17 protein-coding genes are annotated in these 18,372 nt (G+C 51.0%); 10 read left to right on the top strand and 7 right to left on the bottom strand.

What is annotated here, in order from left to right; genetic code table 11:
• The first annotated feature begins 33 nt into the window (after positions 1–33).
• Positions 34–3,468, top strand: a complete 3,435-nt coding sequence (gene dnaE / locus HMPREF2952_RS00390; protein ID WP_070695159.1) for a DNA polymerase III subunit alpha — start codon at positions 34–36, stop codon at positions 3,466–3,468.
• A 127-nt stretch (positions 3,469–3,595) separates the two neighbouring features.
• Here the strand turns inward: dnaE and HMPREF2952_RS00385 are convergent, their stop codons facing one another.
• A complete protein-coding gene (locus HMPREF2952_RS00385) occupies positions 3,596–3,952 on the bottom strand; it encodes a hypothetical protein (RefSeq protein ID WP_004520896.1) in 357 nt (118 codons plus the stop codon).
• A gap of 109 nt (positions 3,953–4,061) precedes the next feature.
• Positions 4,062–4,397, bottom strand: coding sequence for a hypothetical protein (locus HMPREF2952_RS00380; RefSeq protein WP_039862525.1), 336 nt, complete (start codon positions 4,395–4,397; stop codon positions 4,062–4,064).
• 288 nt (positions 4,398–4,685) lie between these two features.
• Between HMPREF2952_RS00380 and HMPREF2952_RS00375 the strand changes: the two genes are divergently transcribed.
• From HMPREF2952_RS00375 to HMPREF2952_RS00360, 4 genes are all read left to right on the top strand, one after another.
• Positions 4,686–5,180: a restriction endonuclease gene (locus tag HMPREF2952_RS00375; protein WP_004520899.1), complete on the top strand. Its 495-nt coding sequence runs from the start codon at positions 4,686–4,688 to the stop codon at positions 5,178–5,180.
• A 21-nt stretch (positions 5,181–5,201) separates the two neighbouring features.
• Entirely contained in the window at positions 5,202–6,065 is an 864-nt protein-coding gene (locus HMPREF2952_RS00370; RefSeq protein WP_004520900.1) for a mechanosensitive ion channel family protein, read from the top strand.
• A gap of 71 nt (positions 6,066–6,136) precedes the next feature.
• A complete protein-coding gene (locus tag HMPREF2952_RS00365; RefSeq protein ID WP_004520901.1) occupies positions 6,137–7,003 on the top strand; it encodes a hypothetical protein in 867 nt (288 codons plus the stop codon).
• Positions 7,004–7,124: 121 nt separating this feature from the next.
• Positions 7,125–9,161, top strand: coding sequence for a M3 family metallopeptidase (locus HMPREF2952_RS00360; protein WP_049336939.1), 2,037 nt, complete (start codon positions 7,125–7,127; stop codon positions 9,159–9,161).
• Between the two features lie 353 nt (positions 9,162–9,514).
• On the opposite strand, the gene HMPREF2952_RS00355 is transcribed toward HMPREF2952_RS00360, so the two are convergent.
• On the bottom strand, positions 9,515–9,778 hold the full coding sequence (locus HMPREF2952_RS00355; protein ID WP_004520905.1) for a hypothetical protein: 264 nt from the start codon (positions 9,776–9,778) through the stop codon (positions 9,515–9,517).
• A gap of 234 nt (positions 9,779–10,012) precedes the next feature.
• Here HMPREF2952_RS00355 and HMPREF2952_RS00350 point away from each other — a divergent pair, with 234 nt between their 5' ends.
• Positions 10,013–10,432, top strand: coding sequence for a CopD family protein (locus HMPREF2952_RS00350; protein WP_004520906.1), 420 nt, complete (start codon positions 10,013–10,015; stop codon positions 10,430–10,432).
• Positions 10,433–10,470: 38 nt separating this feature from the next.
• Entirely contained in the window at positions 10,471–10,941 is a 471-nt protein-coding gene (locus tag HMPREF2952_RS00345; RefSeq protein ID WP_049336938.1) for a CYTH domain-containing protein, read from the top strand.
• Between the two features lie 157 nt (positions 10,942–11,098).
• On the opposite strand, the gene ubiG is transcribed toward HMPREF2952_RS00345, so the two are convergent.
• The 4 genes from ubiG to HMPREF2952_RS00325 all read right to left on the bottom strand — a co-directional run bounded on the left by ubiG (position 11,099) and on the right by HMPREF2952_RS00325 (position 14,130).
• A complete protein-coding gene (gene ubiG / locus HMPREF2952_RS00340) occupies positions 11,099–11,812 on the bottom strand; it encodes a bifunctional 2-polyprenyl-6-hydroxyphenol methylase/3-demethylubiquinol 3-O-methyltransferase UbiG (protein ID WP_191620595.1) in 714 nt (237 codons plus the stop codon).
• Positions 11,813–11,974: 162 nt separating this feature from the next.
• On the bottom strand, positions 11,975–12,508 hold the full coding sequence (locus HMPREF2952_RS00335; RefSeq protein WP_049336936.1) for a c-type cytochrome: 534 nt from the start codon (positions 12,506–12,508) through the stop codon (positions 11,975–11,977).
• Positions 12,509–12,970: 462 nt separating this feature from the next.
• A complete protein-coding gene (locus HMPREF2952_RS00330; protein WP_049336935.1) occupies positions 12,971–13,243 on the bottom strand; it encodes a GIY-YIG nuclease family protein in 273 nt (90 codons plus the stop codon).
• Positions 13,240–14,130 (bottom strand): LysR family transcriptional regulator, encoded by an 891-nt coding sequence (locus tag HMPREF2952_RS00325; RefSeq protein WP_049336934.1) that lies wholly within the window; start codon positions 14,128–14,130, stop codon positions 13,240–13,242. Before HMPREF2952_RS00325 ends, HMPREF2952_RS00330 begins: the two co-directional genes overlap by 4 nt.
• A gap of 119 nt (positions 14,131–14,249) precedes the next feature.
• Here HMPREF2952_RS00325 and HMPREF2952_RS00320 point away from each other — a divergent pair, with 119 nt between their 5' ends.
• The 3 genes from HMPREF2952_RS00320 to mnmE all read left to right on the top strand — a co-directional run bounded on the left by HMPREF2952_RS00320 (position 14,250) and on the right by mnmE (position 17,355).
• Positions 14,250–14,906 carry an NAD(P)-dependent oxidoreductase gene (locus HMPREF2952_RS00320; protein WP_004520916.1) on the top strand — a complete coding sequence of 219 codons (657 nt, stop codon included), beginning with the start codon at positions 14,250–14,252 and terminating at the stop codon, positions 14,904–14,906.
• A gap of 432 nt (positions 14,907–15,338) precedes the next feature.
• Positions 15,339–15,878 (top strand): DUF924 family protein, encoded by a 540-nt coding sequence (locus tag HMPREF2952_RS00315; RefSeq protein WP_004520918.1) that lies wholly within the window; start codon positions 15,339–15,341, stop codon positions 15,876–15,878.
• A 112-nt stretch (positions 15,879–15,990) separates the two neighbouring features.
• The gene (mnmE, locus tag HMPREF2952_RS00310; RefSeq protein WP_049336933.1) at positions 15,991–17,355 is read left to right on the top strand and encodes a tRNA uridine-5-carboxymethylaminomethyl(34) synthesis GTPase MnmE; all 1,365 of its coding nucleotides are present in this window, start codon (positions 15,991–15,993) and stop codon (positions 17,353–17,355) included.
• Positions 17,356–18,372 lie beyond the last annotated feature (1,017 nt).

Here is an 18,372-nt window from a genome sequence, read left to right as displayed (position 1 = left end):
AATACGCCTTTTATTGTTCACGCCGATTTTGCCATGACCGAGCCGACCTATATCCCCCTGCGCCTGCATACCGAATTCTCGATTACTGACGGTATGGTGCGGATTAAAAAACTGATTGCCAAAGCGCAGGAATACGGTTTGCCTGCTTTGGGCATCAGCGATTTGATGAACGAATTCGGTTTGGTGAAATTCTATAAAGCCTGCCGCGGCGCAGGGATTAAGCCCATCGGCGCGGCGGATGTGTGGATAGGTAATCCGAATGCGCCTGACAAGCCGTTTCGCGCCATGCTGATTATCCGCAACGATGCGGGTTATCTGCGCTTGAGCGAGCTTTTGACGGAGGCCTATGTCGGCAAAGACCGCAATATCCATCATGCGGAACTCAATCCCGAATGGCTGGAAAACGGCGACAACAGCGGCTTGATTTGTTTGAGCGGCGCGCATTACGGCGAAGTGGGCGTGAATCTCTTAAACGGCAATGAAGACGCGGCGCGTGCGGCGGCGTTGAAATACGCGGCGTGGTTTCCCGATGCGTTTTATTTAGAGCTGCAACGCCTGCCCGAACGCCCTGAATGGGAGGCTTGTGTTTCCGGCAGCGTGAAGCTGACGGAGGAACTGGGTTTGCCGGTGGTAGCGACGCATCCGACGCAGTTTATGAGCCGCGACGATTTCAACGCGCACGAGGCGCGGGTGTGCATCGCGGGCGGCTGGGTGCTGACGGACAAGAAACGTCCGCGCGATTTCACGCCAAGCCAGTTTTTCATTCCGCCGGAAACCATGGCCGAACGTTTCGCCGATTTACCCGAGGCCTTGGAAAACACGGTGGAAATTGCCAAACGCTGTAATCTACACATCACATTGGGCAAAAACTTCCTGCCGCTCTTCCCTACTCCGGACGGCCTGTCGCTGGACGATTATTTGGTGAAGCTGTCCAACGAGGGCTTGCATGAACGTATGGTTCAGCTTTATCCCGACGAGGCAGAGCGTGCGGCAAAAATGCCGGAATATCAGGAACGGCTGGATTTTGAGTTGAACATCATCATCCAGATGAAATTCCCCGGCTATTTCCTTATCGTACAAGACTTTATCAACTGGGCGAAAACGCACGGCTGTCCGGTAGGGCCGGGACGCGGTTCGGGCGCTGGCTCGCTGGTGGCGTATTCGCTGAAGATTACCGACCTTGACCCGCTGAAATACGCGCTGCTGTTCGAGCGTTTCTTGAACCCTGAACGCGTCTCCATGCCTGACTTTGACGTCGACTTCTGTCAGGCAAACCGTGGCCGCGTGATTGAATATGTGCGCGAAAAATACGGCGCGGATGCGGTAAGCCAGATTGTTACCTTCGGCACGATGTCGTCCAAAGCGGTGATTCGCGACGTCGGACGCGTGCTGGAACTGCCGTTTATGCTGTGCGACAAACTGTCCAAACTGATTCCGTTGGAAGCCAACAAACCCCTGAGTTTGGAAAAAGCCATGGAGGCCGAGCCGCAGATTCAGGAATTGATTGAAGCGGAAGAAGCGGACGAACTGATTACGCTGGCGAAAAAGCTGGAAGACCTGACGCGCGGTTTGGGTATGCACGCGGGCGGCGTGTTGATTGCGCCGGGCAAGATTTCCGATTACAGCCCCGTGTATCAGGCGGACGAATCCGCCTCGCCCGTATCCATGTACGACAAGGGCGACGTGGAAGACGTGGGTTTGGTGAAGTTCGACTTTTTGGGTCTGCGCAACCTGACCATTATCGAAATGGCGCAGAACAACATCAAAAACACCACCGGCGATATTGTCGATGTCGGCAAGATTCCGCTTGACGACCAAGCTGCCTACCAAATCTTCCGCGATGCGAACACCACCGCCGTCTTCCAGTTCGAGTCGACCGGCATGAAAAAAATGCTGAAAACGGCGCACACGACCAAGTTTGAAGAACTCATCGCCTTCGTGTCGCTCTACCGCCCAGGCCCGATGGACAACATCCCCGACTTCGTCGCGCGCATGAAGGGACAGGAATTCCAATACATCCACCCGCTGCTCGAAGGCATCCTCGCGCCGACCTACGGCATTATGGTGTATCAGGAACAAGTAATGCAGGCGGCGCAGATTATCGGCGGCTACTCGCTCGGCGGCGCAGACTTGTTGCGCCGCGCCATGGGTAAGAAAAAGCCCGAAGAAATGGTGAAACACCGCGAAATTTTCGCCGAAGGCGCGGCAAAACAAGGCATTTCGCGCGAAAAATCCGACGAAATCTTCAACTACATGGAAAAATTCGCCGGCTACGGTTTCAACAAATCCCACGCCGCAGCCTACGCCCTGATTTCCTATCAGACCGCATGGCTCAAAGCCCATTATCCTGCCGAATTTATGGCGGCAACCATGTCGTCTGAATTGGACAACACCGACCAGCTCAAGCATTTCTACGACGACTGCCGCGCCAACGGCATCGAGTTCCTGCCGCCCGACATCAACGAATCCGACTACCGCTTCACGCCGTATCCGAACATGAAAATCCGCTACGCACTCGGCGCGATTAAAGGCACGGGCGAAGCCGCCGTCGAATCCATCATCGCCGCGCGGCAAAGTGGCGGCAAGTTTACCGGCCTCTTGGACTTCTGCGAGCGCGTCGGCAAAGAACACATGAACCGCCGCACCCTCGAAGCCCTAATACGCGGCGGCGCGTTCGACAGCATCGAGCCCAACCGCGCCATGCTCTTGGCGAACATCGACCTTGCCATGAGCAACGCCGACCAAAAAGCCGCCAACGTCAATCAGGGCGGACTTTTCGACATGATGGAAGACGCCATTGAACCGGTGCAGCTCATCGACGCGCCCATGTGGAGCGAATCGGAAAAACTCGCCGAAGAAAAAACCGTCATCGGCTTTTACCTGTCCGGCCACCCGTTCGGCCCGTATGCCCAAGAAGTCCGCCAAATCGCCCCGACCAAATTGGGCCGTCTGAAACCGCAAGACAGCGTACGCCTCGCCGGATTCGTTACCGCTGTGCGCACCATGATGGGCAAACGCGGCAAAATCGCCTTCGTCAGCCTTGAAGATTTGAGCGGTCTGGTGGAAATCATGGTCAGCGGCCACACGCTGGAAAACTGCGCCGACTACCTCAAATCCGACCAAGTGCTGATTATCGAATCCAAAGTCAGCCGCAACGACTACGGCGGCGGCGACGGTCTGCGCATTATGGCAAACCAAGTCATGACCCTGCAAATGGCGCGCGAACGCTACGCCCGCAGCCTCAGCCTCGTCCTCGCCCCCGGCCACGATATCGCACGCCTCGCCGCCATCCTCACCGCCCACCGCCTGCCCGACACGTCGCACATTCCGCTGCAACTGTCGTACAGCAACGGCAAAGCATCAGGCAAATTGAAAATTGCGCCAAAATGGATGGTAACGCCAAGCACCGCCTTGTTTGACGAACTGGAAACATTGCTCGGCAGCAGGGCCGTCCGCGTGAATTGGTAAAACTAAAGGCCATCTGAAACTATACGTTCAGACGGCCTTTAATTTAAAAAGCGCTTTAAAAACATAAATCAGATAAAGATTCAGGCTTTCAGACGACCTTATTGTATAGGGAGATTATCTGAAAAGTTTATTGTACAAAGCCTTTGGCCAATAGGGAAAAGTAGCCCACAATAAAGGGGAACGACAATGCCGAAACAATACCCAGCACCCAGTAAATACATTGGTTCAGTACAGTTTTTGAGGCGGTAAGCCGCAACAGTTTGAAATACAGAGAGAACCAGGTTGATGACAAGGCAATAATCAGCAAAAAGCTGACTAGGGAGAAGGAACCGGAGAAAGCGTATCCCAGCATTGTCCCTATCGTGGCATAAAGCATGCCTGCGCCTAGCGCCCATTTCCAGATGGGATAAAGCCTATCGGGAAAATTCAGTGTTCCGGAGGCTTGGAGCCTGCCGAATACCAATACAAATATGATGTCAAACATAATAATGGCTGTTTTAGTGTAGGGTACGACAATATATATGAAAAGGGGGTGAAAATACCCCCCCTTTCCCTACAGATGCTCCATATTAAAGGCCGTCTGAAAAACAGTTTTATTTAACGATTTCAACCGGGCCGTGGTCGTCGCAGTGGTCGCCATGTTGGTGATGCAGACGGCCGTTGACGATGTAGTCAACGTGATCGCCGTGCGGTACGGCTTCGTGGCCGCAACCTTCGCCGTGAACGTGGCCGTGGCAGGTGTCAACCGGATGGCAGCCGTCAGGGTTGGTTTCATTGACGCTCAGAGCATGCTCGTCGTAGTGGCCGTTGTGCTCATGGTGCAGGTGGCCGTCGTGCAGATAATCGACGTGGCCTTCGTGTTTGATGGCAGTGTGGCCGCAGTTTGCGCTGTGAACGTGGTCATGATGTTCGTGGGTTTTACAGGTCATTTTTCTCTCCTAATGTTCAGTGAATAGCAATCTTTCTCGATTGATTATTCCATCTTATCTTTTTTTGATGCAAACGTAAATAATTTTACAGTTATTAATATATTGTTACGCTATATCATCTGTTGATATATAAGCCTATTTTATTTTTCAGACGGCCTTTCATCTATAATTCATTTATTTTCAGCGAGAACTTCAAACCCTTCCGGCAATGTAAAATATCGAATTTTTCAGCCGTAACAGGTAACATGGAAACAAAGGGATGAATCCTTCAAACAAACAGGTACTGTAATGGGAAAACAAGCCAAACTTTATATGGTTCGCAGCACGCAAGGTGCGCTTTATGATGTATTTTTTGAACGCGGTGTTGCGGCATTGGCCTGGCCTATGCTGGCCGAAGCGGCGGCCAAGGGTTTTGGCCGTGAGGAGCTGACCGATATTTACCGTTCGGCCGTACCGGATGTGAAGTTGAGAACGGCGCAATCGGGCGCGGCTCAGGTGTGGCGGTTTGTCAACGAATTGGCTGATGGAGATGCCGTACTGACCTACTCGCCTGCTTTGCGCCGTTATCGGGTCGGCAGGATTACGGGCGGCGCGGTACATTGTCCGCAATGGGACGATGAAAAAATGTCGCTGGTGCGGCCGGTTGAGTGGCTGGGCGAAGTGTGCCGTGATGATTTGAGTGCGGCTACGCAACGGGCTTTGGGCAGCGTGGCAACTTTGTTTGCGGTATCGGAAGCGTGTGCGGCAGAAATTTTTGAACGCGTGGGTTTTCAGACGGCCTAAGAAGGGAAAGGAAACAGGATTATGTGGAACACCATGCATGAATGGCTGAACGCTTTGCCTGTCAGTGAAGAAATCATTAAATCGGCATTGATGTCGGTATTGATGATTGTGGCCGTCATTGCCGGGCGCAGCATTTTGCTCTCGGCGCATTTTCGCAGCCATCCGGATTTGAGCATTGAAAACAAACGCCGCTCGCTGGTGTTCAGCCGCAACGTGACCATGTTGCTGATCCTGCTCGGGCTGGCGATGATTTGGGCGGCGCAGATTCAAACTTTGGCCTTGTCGATGTTTGCAGTGGCCGCGGCGATTGTGGTGGCAACCAAAGAGCTGATTATGTGTTTGTCCGGCAGCATCCTGCGCTCGGTAACCAAACAATACTCCATCGGAGACTACATCGAAATCAACGGCCTGCGCGGACGGGTGGTCGATATCAATATGCTGAACACGCTGATGATGCAAATCGGCCCTAATCCATTGATCGGCCAACTTTCCGGCAAAACGCTCTCGTTTCCCAACAGCCTGCTTCTGAGCCACACCGTGCGCCGCGACAATATTTTGGGCAATTATGTGATTCATACGGTGGAAATCCCCGTGCCGATTCATTTGGATTCGGACGAAATCATAGGCCGTCTGAAAGCCGTTCTTGAGCCCTTGTGCGCAGCCTATGTTCCCGTTATCCAACAATATTTGGAAAACGTTCAAGCGCAAAAACTCTTTATTACCCCCGCCGCCCAGCCGCGCGTGTCCCGCGTGCCGCATGATGACAAGGTGTACCACATCATCGTACGCTTCGCCTCCCCCGTTTCCAAACGGCTGGAAATACAACAGGCCGTCTTAGACGAATTTTTGCGCACGCAATACCGACTGATCAACCAAACAAAATAGTACGGTTTGTTTATTGATACAATTAAATCCCTTACAATAATGAAGTTCACAATCAACAATAAGGAAAAGTCATGTTGCCCGAATCAGCCCTTGCCGAAATGTATCCCGTCATTATGACCCCCAGCCATGACGGCAAATATTTCCACAACTACACCCTCTCGCTTCTGAACATCGTCCACACCAACGCCTCCCTCGGCCTGCCGCTGCAAGTAATGATGCAGCGCGGCGAAAGCCTGATTACGCGCGCGCGCAACAACTGCGTGGCCAAATTTTTGGAAAACAAAGAATGGACGCATTTATTCTGGATTGACTCCGACATCGGCTTCTCTCCCGACTCATTCTACCGCCTGCTCTTGGCCGATAAAGACGTTGTAGCCGGCGTTTATCCGCTCAAACGCGAAAACTGGCCGAAAGCAGGCCTTCCGGCCGGCATGACCCAAGCCGATTTTGAGCGTATGTACACTTCTTACACCGTCAACACCAACGACAAAGATGAAAACGGTGAAATCGTATTGAAAGTCGATGAAGACGGTTTTATGAAAGTCCATGACGCGCCAACCGGCTTCATGGTTATCAAACGCAGCGTATTTGAAAAAATGATAGAGGCCTACCCCGAGTTGAACTACGTCTCCGACAGCGACTACAGCCCGGAAAACAAAGGCCTGCACTACCGCTTCTTCGACTGCATGGTCGATCCCGAAAGCAAACGCTACCTGTCTGAAGACTACACCTTCTGCTACCTCTGGCGTCAAATCGGCGGAGAAGTGTACGTCGACGTGCAATCCAACCTGACCCACCAAGGCGCAAAAGTGTATCGCGGCTCGTTTGCCGAATCCCTGCAAACCAATGTTGCCAATGCGGTTTATGCCCCAGAAGGCACCACTATGCGCCTCGAGCTGGCTGCGCCATTGCACGCCAATCCGCGCGGCGCAGAATAAGATTGGCCGACAGGAAGGCAGGACACTTTAATTCTGCCTGTCTGCCACCATATAACGCCTATCGTTTTCTTTTCAGACGGCCACAAGGCCGTCTGAATCCATCTTATTCAGGAGAAACCATATGAGCGACAACGTCCTGCTCCACTTGGGCGAAGAACCCCGTTTCGACCAAATCAAAACCGAAGACATCAAACCCGCCCTGCAAACCGCCATTGCCGAAGCGCGCGAACAAATCGCCGCCATCAAAGCGCAAACGCACACCGACTGGGCCAACACCGTCGAAAAACTGACCGACATTACCGAACGCGTCGGCCGCATTTGGAGCGTGGTTTCCCATCTCAACTCCGTAGTCGACACGCCCGAATTGCGTGCCGTATACAACGAATTGATGCCAGAAATCACCATCTTCTTCACCGAAATCGGTCAAGACATCGAGTTGTACAACCGCTTTAAAATCATCAAAAACTCTGCCGAATTCGACACCCTCTCCCCGGCGCAGCAAACCAAGCTCAACCACGACTTGCGCGATTTCGTCCTCAGCGGTGCCGAATTGCCGCCCGAACAGCAGGCAGAACTGGCGCAACTGCAAACCGAAGGCGCGCAACTGGGTGCCAAATTCGCACAAAACATCCAAGACGCAACCGACGCTTTCGGCATTCACTTTGACGATGCCGCGCCGCTTGCCGGCATTCCCGAAGACTCCCTCGCCATGTTTGCCGCCGCCGCGCAAAGCGAAGGTAAAACAGGCTACAAAATCGGCCTGCAAATTCCGCACTACCTCGCCGTCATCCAATACGCCGACAACCGCGAACTGCGCGAACAAATCTACCGTGCCTACGTTACCCGCGCCAGCGAATTGTCTGACGACGGCAAATTCGACAATACGGCCAACATCGACCGCACTCTCGAAAACGCATTGAAAACCGCCAAACTGCTCGGTTTCAAAAACTACGCCGAGCTGTCGCTGGCAACCAAAATGGCCGACACGCCCGAACAGGTTTTAAACTTCCTGCACGACCTTGCCCGCCGCGCCAAACCGTTTGCCGAAAAAGACTTTGCCGAAATCAAAGCCTTTGCACGCGAGAGCCTGAATATCGAAGATCCGCAATCTTGGGATTTGAGCTACGCCGCCGAAAAACTGCGTCAAGCCAAATACGCCTTCAGCGAAACCGAAGTGAAAAAATACTTCCCTATCAGCAAAGTATTGGCAGGCCTGTTTGCCCAAATCAAAAAACTCTACGGCATCGAGCTGGCTGAAAAAACCGTCCCCGTTTGGCACAAAGACGTGCGCTATTTCGAGCTGAAACAAGACGGCCAAACCATCGGCGGCGTTTACATGGACTTGTACGCACGCGAAGGCAAACGCGGCGGCGCATGGATGGACGGCTACAAAAGCCGCCGCCGTTTCGCCGACGGTACGCTGCAACTGCCGACTGCTTACCTCGTCTGCAACTTCACCCCGCCGGTCGGCGACAAAGAAGCGCGTTTGAGCCACGACGAAATCATCACCCTCTTCCATGAAACCGGCCACGGCCTGCACCACTTGTTGACCCAAGTTGACGAAGTGGGCGTATCCGGCATCAACGGCGTCGAATGGGACGCGGTCGAGCTGCCCAGCCAATTCATGGAAAACTTCGTTTGGGAATACGACGTATTGGCGCAAATGTCCTCGCACGAAGAAACCGGCGCGGTATTGCCGAAAGAGCTGTTCGACAAAATGCACGCGGCTAAAAACTTCCAACGCGGTATGTTCCTCGTCCGTCAAATGGAATTTGCCCTCTTCGACATGGAAATCTACCATCAGGAAGATGAAGGCCGTCTGAAAGAATGGCCGCAAATCTTGGACAAAGTGCGCCAAGAAGTCGCCGTAACCCAACCGCCGGCATACAACCGCTTTGCCTTGAGCTTCAGCCACATCTTCGCCGGCGGCTACTCCGCAGGCTATTACAGCTACGCATGGGCGGAAGTTTTGAGCGCGGACGCTTACGCCGCTTTTGAAGAAAGCGACGATGTTGCCGAAACAGGCCGCCGCTTCTGGAAAGAAATACTGGCCGTCGGCGGTTCGCGCAACGCAGCCGAATCCTTCAAAGCCTTCCGCGGCCGCGAACCAAGCCTGGATGCCCTGCTCCGCCACAGCGGTTTCGACAACGCAGCTTGATTTGAAAATCCGCCGTTTTAATTGCTGATTCAACGCTAAAGGCCGTCTGAAATATTTCAGACGGCCTTTTTATAATCCATTCAATATGTTCAGCAAAACAAATAAAACCATTCAACCGATAAAACTACCCGGCGCGGAACGCCGCAATGATTGCCAAGCTCAATATTTTCCCAATGCAGACCAACCGCCCATAAAAACAGGGCATGTTCCCATGCCCTATCATTTGAATTTCAGACGACCTTTCGGTTGTCAAAATTTATTAGGAACAATGAGTACACCTATCCCTAACAAGACTTCGAGAAAAACAGAAGTCCGCATTTCAAACCCCTATCTCCCCCTGCCCATCGCTAAAATTAGTTTTTGCCTTTTTTATCGCCGGCAGCCAAACGCATATTGATAAATTCCATCATCAAATCTTTTTTCGTCCAGAAAAAGGTTTTCATTTTTTCCAAAGAATAGATTTTCCGAATCATCGCCGGCAATCCTGCGTGAACGATGGCCGCGACTTCGCCATTGGTTGTTTCGTTGTCCATGGCGGCTTTGAGGTTTAGATTGTGCGTATTCAGGTAGTTGCTAAGCTCTTTCCTGACGCTGTTGCTGATTTCAAATTGTTTCATGTTTTCCGTCCATAATGTTTTTATAATTAAATAGCATAGGATTTTAACAAGTTTTTTGCATTGTGCATATATTAACTTGCATATTGTTGCGAAATTTACAATTTGGTTTTTGGGTAAAATCGCGCCTGCAACACATTGTTGCGGCGCACTAAATCGGATTGTTTTGACTATTTTGTTTTGGCTCGGGCCGTATTGCGGATAAAATAATGGTTTTAGGTTTTGGGGCCGTCTGAAATGTATTTGTGGTTTAAGCTGTTACACATATTTTTTGTGATTTCTTGGTTTGCCGGACTGTTTTATCTGCCGCGGATTTATGTGAATCTGGCGCAATTAGAGCCTGGTAGCGTGGAATATGTACGGCTGACGGATATGTCGCGCAGGCTGTACCGCTTTATGTCGCCTTTGGGCTGGGGAACGCTGATATTTGGCGCGGCCATCGGGTTTGTAAATAATTGGTGGGGCAACGGCTGGCTGGCGGTTAAATTATTGTGCGGCCTGCTGCTCTTGGCTTACCAGCTTTATTGCGGCCTGCTGCTGCGCCGTTTTCAAAACGGCAGCAATGTGTATTCGCACCGCTGGTATCGGGTATTCAACGAACTCCCCGTATTGATGATGGTGGCCGCGCTTTATATGGTGGTTTTCAAGCCGTTTTGATCTTCAGACGGCCTGTTTGGTAAATAAGGAAAGAATTCATGACGGTCGAAATCGAACGCCGCTTTTTACTGGCAGATGACAGTTGGCGCAAAGCGGCAAGCGAGCCGCTGGTGTTGCAACAGGGCTATTTGAGCGTGGAAAAAGAGCGCACCATCCGCGTGCGGATTATCGGTTCGCAAGCATGGCTGACCCTGAAAGGCTATATTTCCGACATGACGCGCAGCGAGTTTGAATACGAAATTCCGCTGGCTCACGCGCAAGTGATGATGGCGGATATGTGCCCGTTTAAAATGGAAAAATACCGCTATCGGGTCGAATTTGAAGGTTTTGTGTATGAAATCGACGAATATTTCGGCGACAATGCGCCATTGATTGTGGCGGAAATCGAATTGCCGTCTGAAGATACCGAGTTTCCCAAACCGTCTTGGCTGGGCAAGGAAATCACGTCAGACGGTAAATTCACCAATGCGTATTTGAGCAAACATCCGTATTCGTCTTGGACGGAATAAGGGCGACAGCTGCACTGCACAGACAAAAAAGGCATGTATCGAACATGCCTTTTTTCTTTTCAGACGGCCTGATTTACCTTACCGATATTTGTATCAAGCTGCTTTCGACATACCGTTTCAAATATCGGGCAAGCCCGTGTGTTTTATCAGTTGAACTTTACGCCGGACGGCAGGCCACCATATAGTTAACCTCGGTCGAGTCGCACAGGGAATAACGACCGCTCAACAAATTGTAGGTCATGCCCTTGCTGCCGACGGTATCCAATCCGGCTTGGCGGCACATACGCGCAAGTTCTGCCGGCGTAATGAATTTTTTCCAGTCGTGCGTGCCTTTGGGGACGAATTTCAACAGATATTCCGCGCCGACAATCAGATGCAGATAAGATTTGGGATTGCGGTTGATGGTGGAGAAAAACACCATGCCGTCAGGTTTGACCAGTTTCGCACAGGCTTGAACGATGGCAGACGGATCAGGAACGTGTTCCATCATTTCCATACACGTTACCACGTCAAAGCTATGCGGCTGCTCGGCGGCGAGGTCTTCAACGCGGATGCAGCGGTAATCGATATTGGCAACGTGTTGGCTGGCCGCATGGGCAGCGGCGGTTTGCAGGGATTTTTCCGCCATATCGATGCCGGTCACGTGTTCTGCACCGCGTTTGGCCATGCTTTCCGACAAAATACCGCCACCGCAGCCTACATCTAACACACATTTGCCTGCCAATCCGGTATAGCCGTCGATATAGTTTAGGCGCAAGGGGTTGATGTCATGCAGGGGCTTGAATTCGCCGTTTTTATCCCACCATTTGTCGGCGATTTGGCTGAACTTGGCGATTTCGCCGGCATCTACGTTGTCGTGTTGATTGCTCATGGTTTGCTCCTGCATAAAATAATTCGCCTGATTTTAGCCGATTGTGCTTCAAAATAAAATGTTTCAGACGGCCTTTGCCTGTTTATCGGCCCTATTTCAACTTTCATCCGTCTGCCCATAAAAAACGCACCTTGTGACAAGGTGCGTTTCAATCGGTGCGGTTTAGAATTTAGCGCCGGATTCGTTGGCCATGTAGTCAACTGCGGCTTTCACTTCATCGTCGCTCAAGCTGCCGTTGCCGCCTTTGGCAGGCATGGCTTGGAAGCCTTCGATTGCGTGTTTGTGCAGAGTGTCTTTACCTTGTTTAATGCGAGGCGCCCAGTCTTCTTTTTTGCCTACGGCCGGAGCGCCGGGAATCAAGCCGCTGTGGCATGCTTTACAGTTCGCTTCAAAAACAGCTTTGCCGTCCACTTTGGCGGATTCGGCAGGCTTGGCTTCAGCGGCAGGCGCTTCGGCTTTCTCTTCAGGCTTGGCGGCTTCTTCAGGTTTGGCGGCTTCCTCTGCTTTGCTGGCGGCGGCTTCAACCTTATCGGCAGCTTCTTGAGCGGCAGATGCAGTCGCATCGGCAGCAGAAGCGGCTTCGTTTTTCACTTCAGATGCAACGGCTTGAGCAGTCTCTTGTGTCTCCTGTTTAGCCTCTTGGGAACAAGCTGTCAAACCAGCCATCATCATTACGGCAATCAGTAATTTGTTCATGTTCTGTCTTTCCTTAATTTTATTTAAATCACTGTTTTATATAAACAGCTTAAAAATTCTAGCATAGAAACTAATACTTTTGACCTACACTATAATAAATATTGGTATAAATCAGATTTTGTCTCAAAAACTGAAAAACATATTGACACCACCTCTCCACTCGGATAGAAATTCACCCCATTTGTCATGAAATGCGATAACTTTCATTTTATTGTTCAAGCAGTTACTCATTTTATTTTCAAAGTTTCTTTTAGAATTCAACTTTTTACCGACTTCTCCATAAGTAGCGTCAACCTAAAAGCCATCCCCATCCAAACAGGCCGTTTGAATCCCAATCAGGTTTCAGACGGCCTTTTTGAATCATGTTAATAAACATTTGCCGCTTGGCCATGCAAAAGACACCGGCAGGCTTACTTGTTTATAGAGTTTTTCATATTCCGACTACAATTTAATCCAATGCCATTAGCCTTTTGCCAAGGTTTCAGCTTCAGTCCACAATCCCCGCTTCTGCTCTGCCGTCAATTTCTTAATGCCGATTTCCTGTTTTAGCGCTTCACTCTTGTTCAGGCCGTCTGAAACGATGCGCATCTCGACAGGCTTGTTCAAACGCGTGTATTTCGCGCCTTTTCCTGACAAGTGCGCCGCAAATCGCTCTTGCGGACGGTTGCTGATGCCGCAATAAAACGCGCCGTTTTCGCACAAAATCAGGTAAACGCTCCAATTTTCCGCGTTCATAAATCCCCTTCCTTGGCAAAACTCTCGGTAAAAATGCGCACGGCAGCCTCGGTTTTGGCAGACTGCACACGATAAGGCGTTACCAAATAAAGGCTGACCGGTGGTAATGTCCATTCAGGCAAAACCGCTTTCAGACGGCCTTGTGCAATTTTCTCCCTCACTTCGCCGCCCACTTGCAAAGACAAACCAAATCCACTTTCGGTCAGGCTGCACACGGCGGCAAGATGCGTACAGGCAATGCTGTCGGCGACGTCAAGGAAATAGCTTTCTTCACCATTTTGCAAGGTCGTGCGGACAGGTAAAAAATGCAGCCAGCGGTGTGCATGAAGCTGAGAGGGATGGGTAATGGGCGGATGTCGGTCAAGATAATCCGGCGCGGCGCAAATTATGTACGGCCAAGTCACGAGATGACGTGCGATAAGATTGGGATCGTCCAAAGCTCGGTCGCCGCCGCGTATGGCGATGTCGGTCTGATTGTGTTGCAGGTCGTCCAAAGTATCGCTGAAATTAAGGACAGGACGGATTTTGGGAAACTCGGTTTGCAATCGTGAAAAGGCCATCTGAAAAGCGCGGGACTCGATGACCGTAGACGTCAAGGAAATCCGCAATTCGCCGACGGGTTCGGTTTTCAGATTGTCGATAACGGTACGCGTATCGGCAAGCGTGGCGGCGAGGCGGCGGCAGTATTCGCCCAAGGCGCGGCCGGCATCGGTCGGCGCAAGACTGCGCGTACTGCGGTTTAACAGCTTGATGCCGTGCAGGGTTTCGAGGCGGTTGATGTGCTGGCTGACGGCAGACGGCGTCATGCCCAACGTGGCCGCAGCGGCGTTCATACTGCCGTGTTCGAGGACGGCAGCGAAAACGAGCAGGGGTTTGATGTCTTGCATTTCGACTAATTATGTAGTTCAACTTCACAATAATAACAGTAAATCAGGGATTATCAAGCGCTTCAGACGGCCTTACAATGCACTCATCTAATCAATCACATCCCCACAAGGAATCAAACATGAAAATCGCAGTTATCGGTGCAACTGGTTATGTCGGCAACGCAGTCGTTCAAGAATTGGCAGGCCGCGGTCATGAAGTAACCGCTTTCGCTCGCAACACAGACAAAGTTTTCCAAGCGCAAAATGTTGCCGCAGTCTCCGCAGATGTCAACGCAGCAGATTTTGCCGACAAACTGGCCGGTTTTGATGCCGTAGTCAGCGCGTTCAACCCGGGCTGGACCAATCCCAACATTGGCACGGATTTCACACGTGGCGCAAACAGCATCGTCGAAGCGGCAAAAGCAGCACAGGTGCCTTATTTGTTGGTCGTCGGCGGCGCGGGCAGCCTGTATGTGGCACCCGGTTTGCAAGTTATCGATACGCCCGACTTCCCGAAAGAAATTTTCGACGGCGCCAATGCCGCACGCCATCTCTTGGCAGAACTCCTGCCGCGCCGCGACGTGAACTGGTCTTTCGTTTCCCCTCCGGCACGACTGGGCGCGGACGGCGGTTTCAGCGAAGACAAAACCAGCAAATACCGCTTGGGTAAAGACGATTTGCTGATGGACGGTGAAATTCCGGCAGGCATCAGCGTGGCCGATTTGGCAGTCGCCATCGCCAACGATGCGGAAAACAAAGCGCATTTGTTTGAACGCTTTACCGTCGCCGCTGTTTAATCATCTTAATTTAAAGGCCGTCTGAAACTAAAAGTTTCAGACGGCCTTTGCATGCGCTCATCTCATCAATCGAATCTCAACAAGAAGTCACACATGAAAATCGCAGTGATTGGTGCAACAGCTTATGTCGGCAACGCAAGCAAAGTTTTCCAAGTGCAAAATATTGTCGTCGTCTCCACATACGAATAAAATCTGTCGGCAATTTATATCAAAATTACAAAAATATTTTGAACAAAGTGAAGGAACTGTACCAGAGTAGTAAGGAGCCCATCCTGAAAAGATGTAGATCATAAATTGTATATTGTGAGCAACAATCCGCTCCGCTACCGATCTTTTCTCACGCAAGCGCTGATGGTTAAGATGATCTGAAAGCATCTCTCTAATTTTTCAGACGGCCTCAATTTTCCCTGTACTCTATTTCAAGGAGTTTTCATGACACCTCAAACTGTCTTAGATTTCTGGTTTACCGAAGAAAACCACCCTTTCCAATTTGCCCGCAACAATGGATTCGATGCCCAAATTCGCGCTCAATTTTTCGATATCTGGCAGCAGGCAGCTCGCGGCGAACTTTCACACTGGCGCGATACTCTGCAAGGCAGGCTCGCCGAAATCATTATTCTTGACCAATTCTCGCGCAATCTGTTCCGCGACAGCCCTCAAGCGTTTGCCCAAGATACTGCTGCACTCATTCTTGCCCAAGAAGCCGTTCGCCAACCCGGCTTCGCCGACCTCCTTCCGCATGAACGCCATTTCATGCTGATGCCGTTGATGCACAGCGAAAGCCAAGTTATCCATGAACAAGCCGTACCGCTGTTTGAACGCTATACCAATGAAAACGCATTGGCCTTTGAAATCAAACACAAAGTCATCATCGACCACTTCGGACGCTATCCGCACCGTAACGCCGTATTGGGGCGTAAAACCACGGAAGAAGAAGCAGAATTTCTGAAGCAGGAAGGTTCATCATTTTAATTCCATCAAAGTCAAAGGCCGTCTGAAACCGAAATCAAGGTTTTCAGACGGCCTGCATCATCGTGAAATCACTATATAATACCGTCTATTAAATTCCAGATACGAGCCAACCATGTCCGCAACCCAACCCACCATCGCCGCCATCGCCACCGCACCCGGACGCGGCGGCGTCGGTGTGATCCGTCTTTCCGGCAAAAACCTGCTGCCTTTGGCGCAAACCCTCAGCGGCGGCAAAACGCCCAAACCGCGCACCGCGCTTTACACCGACTTTCTCGGCGGCGACGGACAGCCGATAGACAACGGCATCCTGCTCTACTTCGCCGCTCCCGCCAGCTTTACCGGCGAAGACGTGATTGAATTGCAGGGGCACGGCGGCCCTGTCGTGATGGACATGTTGCTCTCGCGCTGCCTCGAACTGGGCGCGCGCATGGCGGAGCCGGGCGAATTTACCAAACGCGCCTTCCTCAACAACAAACTCGACCTAGCCCAAGCCGAAAGCGTCGCCGACCTCATCGACGCCTCCAGCAAGTCCGCCGCCCGCATGGCATTGCGTTCGCTCAAAGGCGCGTTTTCCCAACACATACACGAGCTGGTGGACGACCTTATTACTTTGCGGATGCTGGTTGAAGCCACGCTGGACTTCCCCGAAGAAGACATCGACTTTCTCGAAGCCGCCGACGCGCGCGGCAAGCTCCAAGCGCTGCAAGGCCGTCTGAAAACCGTGCTTGCCAGTGCGGAACAAGGTGCGATTTTGCGCGAAGGCATGAACGTCGTCCTCGTCGGCGCGCCCAACGTCGGCAAATCCAGCCTGCTCAACGCCTTAGCTGGCGACGACATCGCCATCGTAACCGACATCGCCGGCACCACCCGAGACACCGTGCGCGAACAAATCACCCTCGACGGCGTGCCCGTTCACATCATCGACACCGCTGGCCTGCGCGAAACCGACGACGTGGTCGAGCAAATCGGCATCGAACGCAGCCGCAAAGCCGTCTCCGAAGCCGATGTCGCCCTGATTCTGATTGACCCGCGCGAAGGTGTGAACGCCAAAACCCAAGCGATTTTAAACAGCCTGCCCGAAGGTTTGAAAAAAATCGAAATCCACAACAAAGCCGACCTGACCGGCGAACCTGTCGCCGTCCGTTCAGACGGCCTCGCGCAAACCGGTGTGGAAAGTGTCATCAGCCTGTCCGCCAAAACCGGCGCGGGTCTCGACTTGCTCAAACACGCCCTATTGCAGGAAGTCGGCTGGCAGGGCGAAAGCGAAAGCCTGTTCCTCGCCCGCAGCCGCCACCTCAACGCCTTGCACGAAGCCGAAGCCGAGCTGGAAAACGCCGCACTCTGCAACAACAACCAAATCGAGCTTTTCGCCGAACACCTGCGCCTCGCCCAAAACGCCTGCAGCGAAATCACCGGCGAATTTACCGCCGACGATTTGCTGGGCGTGATTTTCTCGCGCTTCTGTATCGGCAAATAAAACGGTTTGCCATCAAATACAAAGGCCGTCTGAATATTCAGACGGCCTTTTTTATCACCAAAACAAGCTTAATTTCACTTGCGTTTATTTATTGGCAGCTTCTGCCATATTTTTTGCGATTTTGGTCGCACCAACTGTCAAACCGGACATACCGATCAAAGAAGCCGCAGCCAATTTGATTAATGTTTTCATTTTAACTCTTTTCTGTGTATTTAAGGGTGTGTTGTGTATTTTTTATTTATCGGCATCAGCCATATTGTGGGCGATATTGGTTGCACCGACGGTCAGGCCGGACATACCGATTAAAGAGGCTGCTGCCAGTTTGATTAAAGTTTTCATTGTTTATCTCACTTTCTTGTCTGTCGGCCGAAAAACGGCCTAAGTTGCGTTTTCTGAAGTATTGTAATTAATTCGTTTATGATTGAATTATTTGTGTACTACCGTTTCGATATTGTAGGCGACGCCGAGGGCGGAGGCCGGTATCCCGACATGCCGATTAAAGAAGCGGCAGCAAGCGTTATTAAATATCCCATTTTAAGTAGTCCTTTTTCATAGATACAAAATGTTATTTAACAACATACACATTTTCTCGCCGGCATCTGCGCTGCTGACAGGACGAATCATACCGTGTTAATCGTTAATTAATACAACTTTTTCGTAAAGATAAAATACTAAAAATATACATAATTTAGATTTTAGTTAATTTATATTTTGTTTTGAAAATGACACCGATGTCTTTCTCAATGACACCGATGTCTTAATTACATACACACTACAAACGTATCTTGTTGCGCCCATAAAATCCCTCCTTTTTTGTTGCAAAATTGCACTCTAAATTAAATATATTTTTAAATTCAAAATGTTACAAAATTATATTTTTTTGCAAACCAAATATTCATTTAGTCAAAACCAATACCTTTGATAGCTTCTTTTAAAGAAAACACACGTTTCTAGCGCATATCCGACCATAAAATGCGCTGCAAATATATGATATAGTGAAACATTCTGCATATTGAC

The sequence above is a fragment of the Neisseria sp. HMSC068C12 genome, assembly GCF_001814095.1.
GTDB classification, from domain to species: domain Bacteria; phylum Pseudomonadota; class Gammaproteobacteria; order Burkholderiales; family Neisseriaceae; genus Neisseria; species Neisseria perflava.
This window is presented reverse-complemented; position numbering and strand designations above follow the sequence as displayed.

Excerpts from the sequence above, each read along its gene's own strand:
- HMPREF2952_RS00325 (WP_049336934.1), bottom strand. The coding sequence starts at position 14,130 with ATGCAAGACATCAAACCCCTGCTCGTTTTCGCTGCCGTCCTCGAACAC.
- HMPREF2952_RS00385 (WP_004520896.1), bottom strand. The coding sequence starts at position 3,952 with ATGTTTGACATCATATTTGTATTGGTATTCGGCAGGCTCCAAGCCTCC.
- HMPREF2952_RS00350 (WP_004520906.1), top strand. The coding sequence starts at position 10,013 with ATGTATTTGTGGTTTAAGCTGTTACACATATTTTTTGTGATTTCTTGG.
- HMPREF2952_RS00365 (WP_004520901.1), top strand. The coding sequence starts at position 6,137 with ATGTTGCCCGAATCAGCCCTTGCCGAAATGTATCCCGTCATTATGACC.
- HMPREF2952_RS00370 (WP_004520900.1), top strand. The coding sequence starts at position 5,202 with ATGTGGAACACCATGCATGAATGGCTGAACGCTTTGCCTGTCAGTGAA.
- HMPREF2952_RS00380 (WP_039862525.1), bottom strand. The coding sequence starts at position 4,397 with ATGACCTGTAAAACCCACGAACATCATGACCACGTTCACAGCGCAAAC.
- dnaE (WP_070695159.1), top strand. The coding sequence starts at position 34 with ATGACCGAGCCGACCTATATCCCCCTGCGCCTGCATACCGAATTCTCG.
- HMPREF2952_RS00375 (WP_004520899.1), top strand. The coding sequence starts at position 4,686 with ATGGGAAAACAAGCCAAACTTTATATGGTTCGCAGCACGCAAGGTGCG.
- HMPREF2952_RS00320 (WP_004520916.1), top strand. The coding sequence starts at position 14,250 with ATGAAAATCGCAGTTATCGGTGCAACTGGTTATGTCGGCAACGCAGTC.
- HMPREF2952_RS00330 (WP_049336935.1), bottom strand. The coding sequence starts at position 13,243 with ATGAACGCGGAAAATTGGAGCGTTTACCTGATTTTGTGCGAAAACGGC.
- mnmE (WP_049336933.1), top strand. The coding sequence starts at position 15,991 with ATGTCCGCAACCCAACCCACCATCGCCGCCATCGCCACCGCACCCGGA.
- HMPREF2952_RS00335 (WP_049336936.1), bottom strand. The coding sequence starts at position 12,508 with ATGAACAAATTACTGATTGCCGTAATGATGATGGCTGGTTTGACAGCT.
- HMPREF2952_RS00360 (WP_049336939.1), top strand. The coding sequence starts at position 7,125 with ATGAGCGACAACGTCCTGCTCCACTTGGGCGAAGAACCCCGTTTCGAC.
- HMPREF2952_RS00355 (WP_004520905.1), bottom strand. The coding sequence starts at position 9,778 with ATGAAACAATTTGAAATCAGCAACAGCGTCAGGAAAGAGCTTAGCAAC.
- HMPREF2952_RS00315 (WP_004520918.1), top strand. The coding sequence starts at position 15,339 with ATGACACCTCAAACTGTCTTAGATTTCTGGTTTACCGAAGAAAACCAC.
- ubiG (WP_191620595.1), bottom strand. The coding sequence starts at position 11,812 with ATGAGCAATCAACACGACAACGTAGATGCCGGCGAAATCGCCAAGTTC.
- HMPREF2952_RS00345 (WP_049336938.1), top strand. The coding sequence starts at position 10,471 with ATGACGGTCGAAATCGAACGCCGCTTTTTACTGGCAGATGACAGTTGG.